Here is a 17234-nt window from a genome sequence, read left to right as displayed (position 1 = left end):
TATGATTATGAAAACGGGAACAAAATTGGTTGCCAGAGGAGGGATTATGTGAAAGAACGTCAAGAAGAGATCTTGCATCTATTGACAGAAAACCAACAAGGATTGACAGCAAGTGATGTAGCTGAGCGCTTGAATATTGATCGAAGCAATGCAAGCCGATATTTAAGCGAACTGTATAAGGCTCATCATATTGTAAAAACCGCTGGCCGACCAGTCGTTTACTCCTTGCCAACGGAAAAATCAAAATCTGATGAAGTACATGTCGACTCTTCTACGCAAGTGACTTTTGAAACGCTCGTTGGAGAAAATGATTCTTTAAAAGTCAGCATACAGCAGGCAAAAGCAGCGATTCTTTATCCGCCGCGGGGGCTGCATACCATTATTTTTGGAGAAACTGGTACAGGGAAGTCGATGTTTGCGGAATGTATGTATCATTTTGCAATCGAATCTGAAATGCTTTCAGCCGATGCGCCATTTGTTTCTTTCAATTGTGCGGATTATGCTCAAAATCCCCAACTGCTCTTTGGACACATCTTTGGGATCAAAAAAGGGGCTTACACAGGAGCAGCGCAAGACAGTCCTGGTCTAATCGCCAAAGCAGACGGCGGTATATTGTTTTTAGATGAGATCCACCGTTTACCACCGGAAGGGCAGGAAATGCTGTTTACTTTCATCGATAAAGGTATCTATCGTCCACTTGGAGAAAGTGCACAAGTACATGAAGCATCAGTTCAGATCATTGGGGCAACGACTGAATCTTCAGAAAGCTTCTTGACTACCTTCAACCGACGGATCCCTATGGCTATCACCTTGCCAAACCTTGCTTCGCGTTCATTGGATGAGCGTTATGAGATCATCTCTCTTTTTATCAAACAAGAAGCGAACCGTTTGAATCAACGTATCGATATCGAAAAAGAAGCGATTCTTGCCTTCATGCTTTATGATGCGGAAGGGAATATCGGTCAAGTGAAACGAGACCTGAAATTAGTCTGTGCAAAATCTTTTTTACATTACCGAACGCATCATGAGAAAAAGCTGATCATTCGAAAAGAAGAACTTTCCCTTCAAGTACAAAAAGGACTACTGAAAATCAAGGAAATACCAGAACGCCTCGACCGATTCATGGACAGTAAGAGCCAGTATTTGACATTTGAACCAGGGTTTGCTGATGTCGTCTGGTCACAAGATCCAGAAAGAAACATGCAAGTCTACAACGATATTGAGGAAAAAGTTACTTCTCTTTCTGAAACCGGTGTGGAGAACATCGATTTGGAGACGCTCATTTCAAAAGATGTAGATGCTTATTTTCAGACATATGTCAAAGAATTGACTAAAAGTTCAATCCCGAAAGATCTTTTGCCAGATGAAATCTGGCGGTTAACCAATCAATTGTATGATGTGGCTGAAAAACGGTTAGACCGTATTTATAATGAAAAAGCTCGTTTTGCTTTTGCTTTGCATTTGCAAAGTACATTGGATCGTGTGAGAGAAGGACATATGATTGTCCATCCAGATTTGAATAACGTACGAAAAAATTTTAAGAGGGAATTCCAGGTAGCAATCGATCTTTCGACAATCATTGAAGAAGAAGAACAAGTCGAGATTCCTTTTGATGAAATTGGCTTTATCAGTATGTTTCTTTCTATCAATTTAGGAGAAAGTGAGCCCGTTAAAGAAAACAAAGTAGATGTTCTTGTACTGATGCACGGCAGACAGACCGCTTCAAGTATGTTGGAGATGGCGCAAGAACTATTAGGAACAAAAGTAGGGAAAGCTTTTAATATGCCACTGGTTATGGAAGTTCAAACAATGTATGAAGAGGTCCTACAATATGTCAAAAATTATCAGGGGCATTTGACGAATGGCTTGCTTTTGTTAACAGATATGGGATCATTAAACACCTTCAGTGATTTGATTTATGAAGAGACTGGCATTCGGACGAAAGCTATCACAATGACAAGTACGATGATTGTGATAGAAGCGATACGGATGGCAAGTGTTGGAAGAAGCTTAGAAGAAATCTATCAAAATATTCAGCTCTCCTTTGAATCAATCGTACGTGATCAGTTCAAAGCGGAAAAATCTGAAACTTTACAGCGTAAAAAAGCCGTCATCGTGACATGTTTTACTGGTGAGGGAGTAGCTGCCAAATTGTATCAACGGATTATGCCGGTGATTAATCAAGACAAAGTAGAACTGATCCAGATGCAGTTTTTAGAACGCGAATCATTCAAAAAACACATTGATGCCTTATTGGAAGAATACGAGATCAAAGCAATTGCAGGAACGGTTGACGTTGATTATCAAAATATCCCATTTTTTTCCGCCTATGACGTTTTTGATGATGAAAAATTGAATGTTTTAAAGCGTATAGCTGATGATGAGATTCCAACAGCTAAAATTGTTGATTCGCTTTCAGGATCATTAAGTGATGTCTTTTCTATTGATGAATTGATCCGCTCATTGCAAAAAACAGTTCAGCAGATCCAGACAGATTTGTCGATTATCGTAGAACCAGGAGTAGATACTGGAATTGTCATCCATTTAGCCTTCATGCTAGACGGATTGATCAAAAAAGAAACGCATCGGCAATTTGAGAAACTATCTATTTTCTCAAAAATTTACCGTTTGGAAATGGATATCATTCGAGCAAACTTGATGGCACTGGAACGGAAATATCAGGTAAAAATTTCAGAAGATGATATCGCGTTTCTTACACAAATGTTTCTTGAAAACAAAATAAAAAAATAAACACACTAATCATACTGTTTACACACTGGATATCAGTGTGCGCACTATATAAAAGAGCTAAAAAGCATGAAAACGCTATTTTAGCTCTTTTTTTCTTGGCATGCTTCTTGCATTATATAAAAGTGTAAAAACAATAAAAGGAGTGTTAAAAATGGCAAAAAAAACAATTATGTTAGTTTGTTCAGCAGGGATGAGTACGAGTTTATTGGTCACAAAAATGCAAAAAGCAGCGGAAGAAAAAGGAATGGAAGCTGATATTTTTGCTGTTTCTGCCTCAGATGCAGATAATAATTTAGAATCTAAGAATGTCGATGTTTTATTATTAGGTCCTCAAGTACGTTTCATGAAAGCTCAATTCGAACAAAAACTTGCGCCTAAAGGTATTCCGTTAGATGTCATCAATATGCAGGACTATGGCATGATGAATGGAGAAAAAGTACTTGCACAAGCAGAAAATCTAATGAAATAAATCAAGTATGCAGTTGGGGGATAACAACGTGGAAGATCAACAAAATCTAGAAGCCATCATGGGACTCATCATGTTTGGCGGTAATGCAAAGAGCGACGCAATGGAAGCGATTGCGGCTGCTAAAATCGGTGATTTCGAGTTAGCGGATAGAAAAATCGCTGATGCAGAAGAATCACTTATACAAGCACATCATGCACAAACAGACATGTTGACACAAGAAGCACAAGGAAATCATATGCAAGTGACGTTATTGACTGTTCATAGTCAAGATCATTTAATGACGTCTATTGCGTTTACTGATTTAGCAAAAGAAATCATCGAACTTTATCGTCGCGTATACAGCGAATAAATACAACTTCTTTTTTGAACGGAAGAAGAAAAATTTTTGAACGGATTTTTTATTTTGTTATAAAAAGAACTCTCTTTATATAAAAAACTTATAGGAGGAAGTAAAAAATGAACGGACTAACAAGTTGGATGGAGAAATACATCCTGCCGGTTGCCGCAAAAATCGGAGCGCAAAAACATTTAGTTGCTTTGCGTGATGCTTTTATCGGCACACTGCCCGCAACAATGGCGGGATCAGTCGCTGTAATGATCAATGCAATTATTCGAGATTTACCGCAACAGTTTAACAGTACCTACGCTGACAGTTTAGCAGCAGACAAAGGAATCTTTGCCGTATTGAATGTCATCATCGGAATCAATGGTTTTGTCTGGAACGGTACACTAGCAATCGCCGGATTGATTTTTGCCTTTTCTTGGGGGTATAATCTTGCCCGAGCTTATGGAGTAAATGATCTAGCTGGGGGGATCGTTGGTCTAGCTACCTTGATTCAAGGTATTTCCTTTGGTCCAGCATTATCAGCAGCATTAGATGTGAATGTCCCTTCAAATGTCGCAGGTGCAATCAATAGTTCTGAGATTGGTGCAACGATTGCAGATGGCACACTGTCAGTTGGATTGTGGGGTTGGCTGAAACTAGATCATTTGAATGGAAACGCTTATTTTACAGTTATGATCATGGGGGCAATTTCAGTCATTATTTTTTGTAAATTGATGCTTGCTAACATTACGATCAAAATGCCTGATTCAGTACCACCAGCAGTATCTAAAGCATTTGCAGCCATTTTACCAGCGACGATCGCTTTATACGTCATTGCTATTATCAATTATATCGTAGGTCGTGTAGCTGATGGGCAACTAATCATCGATTTGGTGCAAAAATATATTGCAGAACCATTCCTAGGATTATCCCAAGGGTTGGGAGCAGTATTGATCGTCACAGTGTTTGTTCAAGTATTCTGGTTCTTTGGTATTCATGGACCAAATGTATTGGCACCAGTGCTAGAGGGAATCTGGGGACAAGCACAACTAATCAATATTGATATTTTCCAAAAAGGTTATAACGGAAAAACTGGTACACCAGCCGTGTTAGACGCAATCGAAGATGGAAAAGCTTATATGTGGGTCCGTGGATCGTTCGATGCTTTTGCATGGTTTGGCGGATCAGGTGGAACGATCGTCTTACTGATAGCTATCTTGATTTTCTCTAAACGAGCGGATTATTTAACAGTAGCTAAATTATCCATTGGACCTGGTATTTTCAATATCAACGAGCCAGTGATGTTTGGTCTGCCGATCGTATTGAATGCCATCATGTTCATCCCATTCTTGATTGCTCCAGTAGTTGCGACAGCTATCGGTTGGTTAGCAACTTACTTTGGACTTGTAGCACCAGTTTCGCAACAAGTTACATGGGTAGTACCGCCGTTCTTATTGTCATTCTTAGCAACAGGAGCGGATTGGCGAGCACCAATCGTAACGTTGGTATGTATGGTCGTGACTTTCTTGATTTGGGCACCGTTTGTCATTTCTGCAAACAAAATGGACCCTGCCGCAGGCGAACAACAATAAGATGAATCTGAGGAGCGGGACGCTTTAAGTTTCGTTCCTCATAATGAATTTTCGAGGAGGAACTGAAATGATTTCAATTGCCAGTGCAATGCAACAAGATGCAATCAAAGAATTGTTAGAAGGATACAATGAAGAAGGAATGACATTTACGTTTAAAGAAAAACAAGGAATCAAAATGTTCTTTGAAACAAGTGCAGAAGATCCGGAAGCTGCGGCTAAAAAAGCAAAGGAACTAATCAAAGCACAGCCTTGGGGAACAGTCCTTTATTTTCAGTCAACAGCTGTTTAAGAAAATGGTTCAAAAAGATAGGATGGTTGATATGATAAAAAACGGTTTATTTTTATGTAGTATTGGTTCTTTGATCGTATTGTATAGTTTGAATCCACATTCGCAAAGGTATGATTTGTATAGTATGGTCACGGGTCTTTTCCTAACAGGATTAGGAATCTACTTCTTCATGAAGGGGAAAAAAAGAGAAGAAGCAAAGGAGAAAAATAACTAATGGAAATCACAAAAAAATTAAATATTCCAGCGTCGTTTTTTTACGATAAAGTTATGGATTCTGTTCTTTTCGATGTACGTAAAGCGACCGGCAAATCAGTGACCAGAAAACAGCTGAAAAATTTGGAGTACGTCAAACAATTCTCGCAAAATAACCGGGCTCGTATAAAAATCGAAGAAGTCATTGAAAACCAGTCTTATAAGTTTCGTACATCGACAACGAAGAATGAATTCGTTGTTCATTATCAAATCAAACCAGTAGACGATTCGACCTGTGAGGTTCATTACACAGAAAAAATGGAGTCTTATGGCATGCTTCAAAAGTTGAATGATATGCTTTTAGGAACAATCTTGATGTACTTTAAGCGGAGACGTTTCAAAAAAATGCTAGAGATGATCGAAGCAACGTATTAAACCAGTGAAAAAATGGTACTATTTAGTTATTGAAAAATGAAGTAAGCTAGAAGAGATTTTTCAGAGGGAGCGAGGTCTTTCCTGAGATTCCTCACTAGTTTTTTTGTAGGAAGGGGCAGCAAAATGACAAAACAAGTAAGAGAGCTAGGGGGATCTTCGATTGAGGAAATGTTTGCTTTAGCCACATATGCATTTAATGGGGCAGATACACCTGAAAGGAGAGAACGTTTTCGTACACTTGCGGAGAATTCCTGGAATTACGGTTTTTTTGATGAGGAGGATCGGCTAACAAGTCAAGTCATGGCGACTCCTTTTCCAGTGAATTTTTACGGACAAGAGTATTTAATGGCCGGTATTGGCTATGTTGCTTCTTATCCTGAAGCAAGGGGACAAGGCGGAATCAATCAGATCATGGAAAAGATCCTTGAAGATTGCCGTGATCGTAAAGTAAGCTTATCTTATCTGGCGCCATTCTCCTATCCCTTCTATCGGCGCTATGGCTATGAACAATCGTTTGATAAAATCAGGTATCAACTAAACAGTCGTGACGTGCCGTTTACCAAAAAAAAATCTGGCAAGATGAAGCGTATGAATTTCGAAGATGCAAAAGCTGCAATCAAACGAATTTATGAACAGATGCCTGAAAACCAACGAGCTGGTCTGAAGCGCGAAGACTGGTGGTATACGTATAAATTCAAGCAAAAAGGTAATTACCAGTTTGCTTTGTATTTTGATGAGACTGGGGAAGCAACGGGCTATGTCGTTTACCAGCTTGCAGCGTCTTCCTTTATTATTGTGGAATGGGGATTTTTGAATCATGATACCTTTTGCAGTCTTGTCCGCTTTGTAAGTTCCCATAACGGTGCTTTTGAAACATTTGAATATTCATGTGGCTACGGTGGCAATGATCAAAATTATCTATTAGCAAATCCATTTGCTTCTGTAACGATCACACCTTATATGATGGCGAGGATCGTAGATATTTCTTTGTTTTTGGAAAAATATCCATTTAGAAAGAAACAAGCTGCCTTTGCCCTTCAGATAGAAGAAGATCAGTATGCAAAATGGAATGAAGGAATCGTGGAAGTAACGATCAAAAATGGAAAAAACCATCTCTCAAAAGTAGAACAAACAGCATTACCGATCGTTCGCGGAAGTATCCAACATATCACACAGCTATTATTAGGATATCGTAAAGTTGAAGAGCTGGTATTCCAAGAGAGGATACAGGTGGCAAAAGAATATGAAGAAACGTTAAGCTCGATCTTGCCACAGCAACAGCCAATCCTTAATGACTATTTTTGATAAAAAAAGGGTGATGACAATATTTTTGTCACCACCCTTTTGTTTTTTCGTTTGGCATTTGAAGGAAAATGTTAAAGTAAATCCTCTTTTTTCGTAAATTTGAATTTTTTGTTTTCTTTTGTTTTAGGGTTTTCTTTTTTGTGGTCTTGGATTGCTTCTTTCGTAATCTTTTCCCGATTTTTTTTAGATGAATCTAAGCGTTCGGCATATACTTTTTCTTTTGGCTTATCATTCATTGGAAAGAACCTCCCTGTATTATTTCATTCTACTCCTAGTTTATCATCTGTTAAGAGCTAGTGGAAACGATTTGCCTAACTTACAAGCTGATTTTTTTAGCAGATAAGCTTGCAAGTAAAAAACAAACAAGCTACAATTGATTTATTGAAATTGTTCCTGTAGCTCAGTAGGATAGAGCAATCGCCTCCTAAGCGATAGGTCGCTGGTTCAATTCCAGTCAGGAACGTACAAATAACCCCTGTATCCTTTGTGATAAAGGGGTTTGTTTTGTATTTGTGCCAAAAATGTGCCAAACTAGTTATCATTTTTATATAAACTATCGAACACAGTATTGATTTTTTCTTTATCCTGATCTTCAAGCTCTCGAACAATATGAAGATAAGTAGACATTGTAGTTTCTAAACTGCTATGTCCTAAACGTTTCGATACGCTAAGTATATTTACTCCTTGATAAAGTAAAATAGATGCATGTGTATGTCTTAGTCCATGCAAAGTAAATTGCTTTTCAATCCCTAATTCTTTTAATTTTTTGCGCAAATATTTGCTGACGGCGTTTGATGAAACTAATCCATTTTTTAAGTTGAAAAAAACAAAATTATGAGGGTTTTTAACTTCAAAATTCTCGAACAATTCTTTTTGATTGATTTTAAACTTCTTTAAGAGATTAATCGTATGTTTATCAATTGAAATTTTCCGATTTGAAGTTTCGTTTTTTGTTTTTCCCCATTCATTTAATTTATAATTCCATGTTTTATTAATAGTGATGATTTGATCTTCGAAATCGATATCTTCCCATGTTAATCCTAGAAGTTCAGCAAATCGCATTCCAGTAGCACCAGCAACTAACACGAGCATAGGAGAAGAGTACTGTGCAGAAAGGTTTTCTTCTACGAGTTTCATTAAAGATTTAAATTGATCATAATCTAAATATTTATCTTCTTTTGGCTTCAATGAATCTTTTCCTTTGATTACTGCTTTTCTAGTTGGATCAAACGGAATTAATCCTTCTTCTACGGCATCTTTCAACGATGCTCTAATATGGTTATTAAACTTAATAACGGTGGATTTTACATGGTCTTTCGCATACTTATTTAAAAAGCGTTGATATCCAACTCTATCTAAATCAGAAATCAATACCGCTGGCATATATTTCTTTATGTTCATTAACGTATCTTCGTATTTTCTATAAGTGATAGGAGATACTGTTCCTTCTTTATAAAGTTGCATCCAATCTTCGAAGTAATCTGATAATAATAGATTTTTACGATCCCCTTTAAGGCCTTTGTTCAAGTTATATTCTAATTCGTTGGCGGCATCTTTTGCTTCGCCTTTTGTCTTAAATCCTGATTTTCTTATCTTCGTGTATTTTCCGTCATCTTTTTTGTATGAAATTTCATATTGCCAGCTATTTCCACGTTTCACAAATCTTGCCATGATTGAATCGGCTCACTTTCTTTGATACAATAGACAACGTAAAGAAGCCTATTATGTAGGTTTGTTTTTTCTTAGAACACGCTCGCTTTGGTCGGTGGGGCGTGTTTTATTAGTTTTGTTTTAGAGTTGGTGTATTTATATGCCAATCGTTTGGGAAACCTAAACTTTTTAAAATAGTATTAATATCGATAGTATTTAGCCTGTTATCCAAAGTCGAAATTCTTTTTCTGATAGTATTGTGCAATTGAGCGTATTGAATTTTACTGAGAAAGCACTGCAGACAAAGAAAGACGTTGTAAGTATTGTTTCTTTGGGAATTTTTGGAAATTCCATATATAGAATGTAAATCTCGATAATATTTAATATCGGATTTACATTTAGAATCTAATAATCTGTTATTATGGGCACAAATATTACGTATTTGTCTGGTATTTTCTGTAAAAGATATCATTATTTCCGGCGTAAAAGGGGTTGTCATATGAATATTTTCTGATACGAAACTGCAGATATTTTTTGCTATGTTGTTTTGTAAAAAAACTGGTAAATTTTTAATTAAGGTATTCATTTCTCCAAAATCAAGGTAATCTATAAGAACCCATATAGGTACGTCATTATATTTTTTTACATAATGCTTTATAGAATTATTTTCTTTACTCTTCTTATTGGAATTAATGATTTTCGTTAACCTTGAAATTAACCATCCTAACTCTAAAGTTTTTGAATTATCATAACAATTAATATCAAGGTATGCATATGGCTTATTATTATAAACCTCTGCAAAACGATATGACAAAATGCTTTTGATATGGTTTTCTGCCTCAGTAATTGCGCGGAAAAGAGCATGCTTAATCTCTTTGTCAAAATAATATAAATGAGTTATTTCGTCAAAAGTAGTACCTGGCAAATAATTATTTTGATTGCTCATAAAATATTTACTATATCCATTAATTATGTTGTAATAATTGTTTGTAAGTAGATATTGTTTAGCTCTTTGGTAATTTGGAATAATAACTCCACGGTTGTTCAGTATTGTTAATTGCTTATGCAAATTTTCGAAATTTTTCAACAAAAAAACCTCCATCCATATAGAATGAAGGTTTTCGCGTTGGTCCCCGTAGAGATTCCAACACTTATCTCTTAATTTCATTCTATAGGGTTTTATTTAATAAATCAACTGAATTGCAAAAAAATATTAAAATCCTTTAGTGTTTTTGTTAAACACGCTCGCTTTGGTCGGTGGGGCGTGTTTTATTATTTGATCAAAATAGTGTAATTAAAGTTTAAGGACATGCCACTCAATGGATTTTTAACTTGCATCGAATTGACTGCTATATCTATGATTTCATAATCCATTTGTTGTAATCCATGTAAAATAGTATTTAAAGTATCATTTAGTTTATCGTCCATAGAAGAAACTGCACTGCTGCTAATTTTTCTTTGGATATTGAATGATACAGATTGTACGTTACCTCTTTTGAAACTTGAAGCATAGTCTAGAACATTTTCTATTAATGCTTGTTGAGTTTTAGATGCTTTTGCCATAATAATTCTCCAATATTTAATATTTATTTTTTAGTAACTTCATAGTTAGCTACTTTATTTATAACAATAGATCCATCTTCACTATTATTATCGTATTGAACAAGATTTACAGTATGTCTTCCTGGAGTCAAATTTTCTTTTGTTAGACCTAAAGTAGATTGTCCAGTTGACACCTGTTCTTTAGAAGAAAGTGATCCATCAATATAAATATAGGATAATTTATTTCCATCTAACTCACTAACATCCATACCAATCTGCATTACTTGTGTATCTCCATCATCAAAAATAGTAAGAGTTTCTCCGTTTTCTGTTGTTCCTCCAGGACCAGATAAGTACATTATTCCAGTTCCTTGATCTTCTGAAGGTAAATCTTTTTTTGATTCTGCAGAACTAACAGTAGTAGACTCTGAAGTTTTTGTACTACTATTTGCACTTGAAGAATTATCCGAGCTACCACACGCGGCTAATGACAAAGCAGCAAGAATAACTAAAGGGATAAATTTCTTTTTCATTTTTACTCACTCCTCATTTCTTGTTATAATATAAACGTATTCTCGTAATTGAGGTATGAGTCCGTGTTGCAGCACGGGCTTTTTTTACATTATATAAGAAAGCGATAAGCGCTTTCTGGAAGTCCGTAAAGATTCTTTAATTCATCAATTCGTTTAGGATATTGATCATTGTCTTCTTTGTATAGAGAAACAATGAGATTAGCAGCAAAGCAATTAGCTTCGCTTTCAGATTTGCTTCTAGATGTTCTTGTTGATACATAGTAACTGGATAAGCCACGATGAAAAATAGCGTGACCTAATTCGTGAGCGCAAATGTAGAATCTTTCCTCAGAGTCTCGCAGTTCATCATTTAAGAAGATTATTGCACGACCTCTAATTTCTTGAAACTGTCCTTTGGGATTTTCGATAAAAGGAACGTATTGAATTTTAATGCCCATCTTTCCACAAATATAAAAAGGATTAGCGGACTGGTATTTCCGCTTCAACTCCTCGACTAAATTAATCGTATCCATCTCCATAAGCTCACATCTTTTTGCCTTTTTCTTTGTCTTCTTTCACAATATCCCAGAAAGTCGCTATCAGGATATCTTTTACGCGCTGTATTTGTTCGGGTGTCAATGTTTCCCCACCATAAGACATATTAACATTTGAGTCTAGTAGTTTATCAAGTTCAACCACTTCCTCTTTTGTTGCCCAGTCAGGAACTTGGTTTCTACCGAGTAAATAATCAGTAGTTACATTAAAATAATCTGCTACAAGTTGTAGTCTTTTAGTACTAGGAGTTCTATTTTTCCATTGATAAATTGTGTTTTTAGGTATATTTAATTCTTCTTCCAGTTGAGTTATACTTATGCCTCTTTTATGAGCTAATTCCTTTATTCTATCTAGTAAATTCATTTTCGCACCTCACAAGCTACGAAAACACTAATAAAAAAATTAGTTAAAGGTGTTGACAACTAATAAAATTGTTAGTATACTGTTTTCGTAAGCTAAAATATTAGCTAAAAAGACTTGATAACTAATAAACACTTCACGGTCGGCAAACTCTGAAATGTAAATTACTAGGCATTTCTGTGTCTTATTTAGCTATGTCTATATACTAATAAAAATATTAGTTATTGTCAATGAATATTAGCTAATTTTTTAGCTTACGGATTATTTTTTTAGAAAGGAGCTATTTTTATGTCTGAGAATTTAGACTTAAAAATTCGAGCGGAGATGAGAAAAAGAAGAATGACTTTCAAAGAACTAGCTGCGCTTGTTGGTATTTCAGGAGCTTATTTATCAGATATCCTAAACGGCAATCGTGATGGTAAAAAAGCTCAAGAACACATAGAAACTGTAAAAAAAATATTAGGTATTCAATAGGAGGAACAGCTAATGCAATATCTAGAAGCGAAAATCCCAGTTCCAGAAGGCTATGTAATTATCTCTCAAGTGGATTACGAGGAGTTAAAAAAAGCTGATGATACTGGTAGATGGATGACGTTGCCAGAAGTGCTAGAACGGATTAACAGAAAATATGATTGGTTTACTTCTAGAGTTTTAAAGAACCCAAGATATAGAAATATTATCGATATCGAAAAAAACAAAAATGGATTTGTCTATTATCCAGTTGAAGGAAGAGACACATATCTATTTTTAAGAAGTAAAACACTTGAATTTTTAGAAACAAATTTTTCGGAAATCTTAAGGAGGTGAGCGGATGGGTAAATTCAACAGAGCATTAGTATTTAGCGCACCCCTAATCGTCTATGCTTTAGGTCTTTGGGGAAGCAGACAAGCATTAATCGGCACAATCGTATATATGGTCTGGATTTTTATGGGGCTTGATGAAGCTGAGTACAGAGCGAAAAAGCCAACCGAGGGGGCTGACTAAAGTGTGGTTCTGTTTATTAGGTGTTTATCTCATGGCCGTTTTAGTAAATAACTACATGAGAAAACGCGGCGAATACTGGTATACATCCTATGCGGTTCTAGTATGTCTAATGCTTACAATTTTTCTAATGATTTATTCAAAATAGGTAATACTTTGTCAATCAAATAAGTTTCAAGAGATTTTTGTTCTGCATTAGTGTTGCCGTAACCAAAACGGCTTAAGAAAATTTTCATAACCTCTATATCTTCATTTTGAATATATGGCAGGACTGCATAACCTGATGCTTTTACAGCAGATATATTTTTATCAGTGTTACTACCAATACAAATACCCACATTGTTGAGAAATGTTGAGAAAGTTGTTTGTATTGTTTGGGTTTTTGAATCGTGTTTTTGTAATTCAATTTCTTTATCCTTCATCGATTCAGCATGCTTATTATTTATAACCGCTGTAATCCAAGGGGATATAAGAGCTACTAAAGCTAGGATAATCGAAATTGTGATCGTGTTATCGAAACTCATTTTTTCACCATCCAGTTTTTAAACCATTATATCAAAAAGGAGAGAAGAAATAATGCAAGAATTAGTAATTTTGAAAAATAAAGAAGCTGTGACTACGAGCTTACAAGTCGCAGACAGTTTTGAAAAGAAACACAAGCATGTGCTAGAAGCAATCGAATCAATAAAAAGATCGGTCGAAAATTCGGCCAATGTTGAAGATGGGTCCAATTTTGGACAGATGTTTGTGGAAGGGAACGAGCCAGACTCATACGGAAGAAGTCGGAGAGTTTATTTCATGAATAGAGACGGATTTTCCTTGCTAGCTATGGGATTCACTGGAAGTAAAGCAATAAATTTCAAACTAAAATTTATTGAAGCTTTCAACGAAATGGAAGATGTTATTCGGAAGAATACTGTTCCTCAAACAATTGAAGACATGATGATCTATCAATTAGAAGAAATGAAAGATGTTAAAAAAGATGTTTCCATGCTTAAAGATACTATGCGAATTAGCGGACAACAAGAGTTTGAAATTAAGCAAAAAGGAAATATGAAAGTTATGGAAGTTCTAGGGGGAAAAGAAAGCCGAGCTTATGAAGAAATCAGCAAAAAAGTATTCTCAAAATTTTGGTCTGAATTTAAACGTACCTTTTCAATCCCAAGATATGGCGAGTTACCTCGTAAGAGATTCGATGATGCTGTTTCATTTATTGAAATGTGGTTACCAGAAACTGCGATCCGCATGGAAATCGATCAACTGAACAGACAACAAAGACTTTTCGGTGATGAAAATGAATAGAGCTGAAGCGCTAAGAATAGGGACGGTAATTGCTAATCGCTGGTGGAGACACAATAAACCAAGCATCCTAAGCCAACAACATATTGATAAGCAAAAAGCTTGGCAACAAATAAAAAAGTGACTCAGCCGGCAAGCATAGAGTCACAAAACAAAACATATCTAAGGAGAATTTTAGCATATGAATAAAGAACTTTCCACTTTAGATCAATATTTGACTGATTCTGAATGGGGCAAGTCGAATATCAAGGAAACAAATAATCGAAAAATCAGACGTAATCTTTTGACGGATGAAAAACTAGCATGTGATCAAGACGATTTGGGAAATTTTGTGAGTATTTGGGATCATGTCTATCTTATCCATTTATCGAGGAAGTCCAAAAAACCTGAATATATCTATGTCATCGAAGATGGTTTGATTGATGCGCTAGAAGAGTATGACAGAGATAACTTGATTGATATCTCTTATTACGGACCAGGTAAGAAATACATTGCTGAAATGGAGGCAGAATTTGATGAGTGAAGGAACGAAACGCAACGATAACAAATTATTCAATAGTCTTTACAAGATAACCGTCAATGATGTTGTCGAAAAAAGAAACAAACTAACTTATCTGTCCTGGGCATGGGCGTGGGCAGAAGTCAGCAAAATCTGCGAAGAAGTAGACTACGAAATCTATCGTGATCCAGAAACGCATCGTCCATACCTCTTTGATGAAAAAACAGGCTATATGGTTTTTACCAGTATCACAGTCAACGGAGTAAAGCGTGACATGTGGTTACCAGTCATGGATGGTGCAAACAAGGCAATGAAAGATGAGCCATATACCTACGAAGTCAATGATTATCAGTGGAATAACGAAACGAAGAAAAAAGAGGTTGTTGGAAAAATCGAAAAGCGAGTTGAAGCAGCAACTATGTTTGATATCAACAAAACAATCATGCGCTGTCTTGTAAAAAATCTAGCAATGTTTGGGCTAGGGCTATATATATTTGCTGGTGAAGATATGCCAGAAGACGTCTCGATGCTTGAACCAGCTACTCAAAGAAGCAAAAAGCTATTCTTGGATGCTTTACAACTGGTTGCTAACAAGTACGAAAAATCAATTGATGAAGCAATTGTTGCATTGACTGATGCAGCTTCCATAACCGCTGATGACAGTAAATGGACCAAGAGAGACTTGGGCATTCTAAAACGAGGCGTTAACTGGCTTGAAGATCAGTACAGAGAAGAAACAAAAGAGAAGTGATATGAGTGTTTAAACCATTAATCGATTCATATTCAGCGGTTCTGAAAAAGTTCAAAGGGAAAGACATAGGCGCAACCATCAATGAGGAAGTGAACATTGATCGACTAAAGACGATGTATGACGGCTACGATGGCGATCGAGTTATTGAAATTCGTTTTATTGATCCACGTCGGTTCACTGTACAGCAACGAAACTTCATCTATGCGCTGATAGGCGATATTTTCATCGATACAGGCATGCCACCGGACTTCTGGAAGGAATTCTTCTACTTCCGTTTCGAAGGTGTCACAGGGCGCGAAATAAGCCTCAAAGACGAATCGAGCACAACCGTGAGTGATGCCAATGTCTTAGCAAATATCATCTTAGATTTCATCTTTGAACATCATATTCCTTTCAAAGAAGGTTATGAGATTTTACCAGCGAATCAAGAATATTACTTCTACAAATGCATCACAAAAAGAGTCTGCTGCATCTGTGGCAAAACAGGAGCTGATATCGATCACTTTGACAAAGCGCTAGGAAGACGAAAGCGCAAAGAAGTTGATCATTCAGAGTACACATTTGCAGCACTCTGCAGAATCCATCACACAGAGAAGCACAAGATAGGTGTGATCAATTTCAAAAATAAGTATCAAATCAAAGGGATCAAGTTAAATCAGGAGACAATCAAGAAATTAAGAATCGGAGGATAAAAAGTGGATCACAGAAGTTATTACGCCATCATACCTGCAAATGTTAGATATGACGATTCTTTGATACCTAGTGCAAAACTTCTTTATGGAGAAATCACAGCTCTATGTAATGAGAAAGGTTATTGCTGGGCTAGCAATGAGTACTTTGCCAATCAATATAAAGTAAGCAAACCAACCATTCAGAATTGGCTAAAGTCACTTGAAGAAAAGGGCTATATCTATAGAGAAGTTAAGTACAAAGTGGGTAGTAAAGAAATCGAGGCTAGGTATATAAGAATTCTTGGTGGGGGTCACCAAGAAAATTTGGTGGGGGGTCACCAAGAAATCTATCAAGATAATAATACATCTATTAATAATACATTTAATAATACAAAAGAATATATAAGAGACTTACCGCCTTCGAAAAAATCGAAGGCTAAGCCCATCCGTCATAAATACGGAGAGTATAAAAATGTTCTTTTGTCAGATGAGCAGATGGAGAAACTCAAAATAGAATTCCCTAATGACTATCAAGAACGAATAGAACGGCTATCTGAGTATTGTGAATCATCTGGTAAGACTTATAAAAACTATTTGGCAACTATTCGAAGTTGGGCAAGGAAAGAAAAAAGTGAGCCTAAGAATGCAAGTGGTGCATACAAGCGCACAGGACGACGAGAGAAGCTTCCAGAATGGGCAATCGACCAAGAAGCCTATCAAAAGAAAAAAGCGCTAGAACGAGCTAATAGACAATCAAAAGCACCATTCTAAGAGGTGGAAAATTGAAAATCGATTATCTAGAACTGATCAATGAAATAGCAAGTTACAAAACTGGTGAGGAAATAGAGATTCTGAGAGACGTTTATGAACAACTTGATGAAGCTGGAATCGAACGAATTAAGAATGATCGTTCAAGTTGGAGTAAACTCAGATACTATTTCGCACTTTATATCGATGCAACACAATTAAGAAATTTAGCTTATACAAAATTACTATTTGTTGATTGCGTTAAAGGATTGCAAAAACATCTTAGTGAACTTGAGCAGGTGTAATCA

At 36.2% G+C, this 17234-nt stretch carries 25 protein-coding genes and 1 tRNA gene; 18 read left to right on the top strand and 8 right to left on the bottom strand.

What is annotated here, in order from left to right:
- Window positions 1–48 precede the first annotated feature (48 nt).
- From KFO35_RS07445 to KFO35_RS07410, 8 genes are all read left to right on the top strand, one after another.
- Window positions 49–2751: a sigma-54-dependent transcriptional regulator gene (locus tag KFO35_RS07445; protein ID WP_002315399.1), complete on the top strand. Its 2703-nt coding sequence runs from the start codon at window positions 49–51 to the stop codon at window positions 2749–2751.
- 151 nt (window positions 2752–2902) lie between these two features.
- The gene (locus KFO35_RS07440; RefSeq protein ID WP_002286606.1) at window positions 2903–3220 is read left to right on the top strand and encodes a PTS sugar transporter subunit IIB; all 318 of its coding nucleotides are present in this window, start codon (window positions 2903–2905) and stop codon (window positions 3218–3220) included.
- A gap of 28 nt (window positions 3221–3248) precedes the next feature.
- A complete protein-coding gene (locus tag KFO35_RS07435; RefSeq protein WP_002286604.1) occupies window positions 3249–3569 on the top strand; it encodes a PTS lactose/cellobiose transporter subunit IIA in 321 nt (106 codons plus the stop codon).
- Window positions 3570–3676: 107 nt separating this feature from the next.
- A complete protein-coding gene (locus tag KFO35_RS07430) occupies window positions 3677–5137 on the top strand; it encodes a PTS sugar transporter subunit IIC (protein WP_156272098.1) in 1461 nt (486 codons plus the stop codon).
- A gap of 67 nt (window positions 5138–5204) precedes the next feature.
- The gene (locus tag KFO35_RS07425) at window positions 5205–5426 is read left to right on the top strand and encodes a hypothetical protein (RefSeq protein WP_002292901.1); all 222 of its coding nucleotides are present in this window, start codon (window positions 5205–5207) and stop codon (window positions 5424–5426) included.
- Window positions 5427–5457: 31 nt separating this feature from the next.
- Complete coding sequence (locus KFO35_RS07420) at window positions 5458–5640, top strand: DUF3188 domain-containing protein (protein ID WP_002286596.1); 183 nt, start codon at window positions 5458–5460, stop codon at window positions 5638–5640.
- The gene (locus KFO35_RS07415; RefSeq protein WP_002315398.1) at window positions 5640–6053 is read left to right on the top strand and encodes a DUF3284 domain-containing protein; all 414 of its coding nucleotides are present in this window, start codon (window positions 5640–5642) and stop codon (window positions 6051–6053) included. Before KFO35_RS07420 ends, KFO35_RS07415 begins: the two co-directional genes overlap by 1 nt.
- Window positions 6054–6176: 123 nt before the next feature.
- Window positions 6177–7358 (top strand): GNAT family N-acetyltransferase, encoded by a 1182-nt coding sequence (locus tag KFO35_RS07410; RefSeq protein ID WP_002315397.1) that lies wholly within the window; start codon window positions 6177–6179, stop codon window positions 7356–7358.
- Window positions 7359–7429: 71 nt separating this feature from the next.
- Here the strand turns inward: KFO35_RS07410 and KFO35_RS07405 are convergent, their stop codons facing one another.
- The gene (locus tag KFO35_RS07405) at window positions 7430–7594 is read right to left on the bottom strand and encodes a hypothetical protein (RefSeq protein WP_002286676.1); all 165 of its coding nucleotides are present in this window, start codon (window positions 7592–7594) and stop codon (window positions 7430–7432) included.
- 153 nt (window positions 7595–7747) lie between these two features.
- On the opposite strand from KFO35_RS07405, the gene KFO35_RS07400 reads away from it, so the two are divergent.
- Window positions 7748–7821, top strand: a tRNA-Arg gene (locus KFO35_RS07400).
- 68 nt (window positions 7822–7889) lie between these two features.
- Here the strand turns inward: KFO35_RS07400 and KFO35_RS07395 are convergent.
- From KFO35_RS07395 to KFO35_RS07370, 6 genes are all read right to left on the bottom strand, one after another.
- A complete protein-coding gene (locus KFO35_RS07395) occupies window positions 7890–9029 on the bottom strand; it encodes a site-specific integrase (protein WP_156272100.1) in 1140 nt (379 codons plus the stop codon).
- Between the two features lie 109 nt (window positions 9030–9138).
- Entirely contained in the window at window positions 9139–10095 is a 957-nt protein-coding gene (locus KFO35_RS07390) for an Abi family protein (RefSeq protein WP_156272102.1), read from the bottom strand.
- A gap of 185 nt (window positions 10096–10280) precedes the next feature.
- Window positions 10281–10571 carry a hypothetical protein gene (locus KFO35_RS07385; RefSeq protein ID WP_010729099.1) on the bottom strand — a complete coding sequence of 97 codons (291 nt, stop codon included), beginning with the start codon at window positions 10569–10571 and terminating at the stop codon, window positions 10281–10283.
- A 23-nt stretch (window positions 10572–10594) separates the two neighbouring features.
- Window positions 10595–11083 carry a hypothetical protein gene (locus tag KFO35_RS07380; RefSeq protein WP_024635608.1) on the bottom strand — a complete coding sequence of 163 codons (489 nt, stop codon included), beginning with the start codon at window positions 11081–11083 and terminating at the stop codon, window positions 10595–10597.
- Window positions 11084–11172: 89 nt separating this feature from the next.
- On the bottom strand, window positions 11173–11601 hold the full coding sequence (locus KFO35_RS07375) for an ImmA/IrrE family metallo-endopeptidase (RefSeq protein ID WP_123830734.1): 429 nt from the start codon (window positions 11599–11601) through the stop codon (window positions 11173–11175).
- A 4-nt stretch (window positions 11602–11605) separates the two neighbouring features.
- A complete protein-coding gene (locus KFO35_RS07370; RefSeq protein ID WP_010728487.1) occupies window positions 11606–11980 on the bottom strand; it encodes a helix-turn-helix domain-containing protein in 375 nt (124 codons plus the stop codon).
- A 285-nt stretch (window positions 11981–12265) separates the two neighbouring features.
- Here KFO35_RS07370 and KFO35_RS07365 point away from each other — a divergent pair, with 285 nt between their 5' ends.
- Genes KFO35_RS07365 through KFO35_RS07355 form a run of 3 tightly spaced genes read left to right on the top strand, consistent with a single transcriptional unit; the run spans window position 12266 to window position 12962 of the window.
- On the top strand, window positions 12266–12451 hold the full coding sequence (locus KFO35_RS07365) for a helix-turn-helix domain-containing protein (RefSeq protein ID WP_002317758.1): 186 nt from the start codon (window positions 12266–12268) through the stop codon (window positions 12449–12451).
- Window positions 12452–12463: 12 nt separating this feature from the next.
- Window positions 12464–12784 carry a DUF771 domain-containing protein gene (locus tag KFO35_RS07360; RefSeq protein WP_047927434.1) on the top strand — a complete coding sequence of 107 codons (321 nt, stop codon included), beginning with the start codon at window positions 12464–12466 and terminating at the stop codon, window positions 12782–12784.
- Window positions 12785–12788: 4 nt separating this feature from the next.
- Window positions 12789–12962, top strand: coding sequence for a hypothetical protein (locus KFO35_RS07355; protein ID WP_002290313.1), 174 nt, complete (start codon window positions 12789–12791; stop codon window positions 12960–12962).
- Window positions 12963–13075: 113 nt separating this feature from the next.
- Here KFO35_RS07355 and KFO35_RS07350 read toward each other — a convergent pair whose 3' ends face one another.
- A complete protein-coding gene (locus tag KFO35_RS07350) occupies window positions 13076–13483 on the bottom strand; it encodes a hypothetical protein (RefSeq protein ID WP_002323904.1) in 408 nt (135 codons plus the stop codon).
- A gap of 52 nt (window positions 13484–13535) precedes the next feature.
- Between KFO35_RS07350 and KFO35_RS07345 the strand changes: the two genes are divergently transcribed.
- From KFO35_RS07345 to KFO35_RS07320, 6 genes are all read left to right on the top strand, one after another.
- Window positions 13536–14261, top strand: coding sequence for a Rha family transcriptional regulator (locus KFO35_RS07345; protein ID WP_002323905.1), 726 nt, complete (start codon window positions 13536–13538; stop codon window positions 14259–14261).
- Between the two features lie 178 nt (window positions 14262–14439).
- Window positions 14440–14781: a hypothetical protein gene (locus KFO35_RS07340; protein ID WP_147586914.1), complete on the top strand. Its 342-nt coding sequence runs from the start codon at window positions 14440–14442 to the stop codon at window positions 14779–14781.
- Entirely contained in the window at window positions 14774–15508 is a 735-nt protein-coding gene (locus KFO35_RS07335) for a Sak single strand annealing protein (RefSeq protein ID WP_048340703.1), read from the top strand. Before KFO35_RS07340 ends, KFO35_RS07335 begins: the two co-directional genes overlap by 8 nt.
- A 5-nt stretch (window positions 15509–15513) precedes the next feature.
- Window positions 15514–16200 carry a putative HNHc nuclease gene (locus KFO35_RS07330; protein WP_002321417.1) on the top strand — a complete coding sequence of 229 codons (687 nt, stop codon included), beginning with the start codon at window positions 15514–15516 and terminating at the stop codon, window positions 16198–16200.
- A 3-nt stretch (window positions 16201–16203) separates the two neighbouring features.
- Complete coding sequence (locus tag KFO35_RS07325) at window positions 16204–16950, top strand: helix-turn-helix domain-containing protein (RefSeq protein WP_002340818.1); 747 nt, start codon at window positions 16204–16206, stop codon at window positions 16948–16950.
- An 11-nt stretch (window positions 16951–16961) separates the two neighbouring features.
- Entirely contained in the window at window positions 16962–17231 is a 270-nt protein-coding gene (locus tag KFO35_RS07320) for a hypothetical protein (protein ID WP_002293146.1), read from the top strand.
- The last annotated feature ends 3 nt before the right edge of the window (window positions 17232–17234 follow it).

This window comes from Enterococcus lactis, from assembly GCF_015751045.1.
In the GTDB taxonomy this organism is placed as follows: Bacteria; Bacillota; Bacilli; order Lactobacillales; family Enterococcaceae; genus Enterococcus_B; species Enterococcus_B lactis.
The sequence above is the reverse complement of the archived record's forward strand: the minus strand, read 5'-3'. Positions and strand labels throughout refer to the sequence as shown.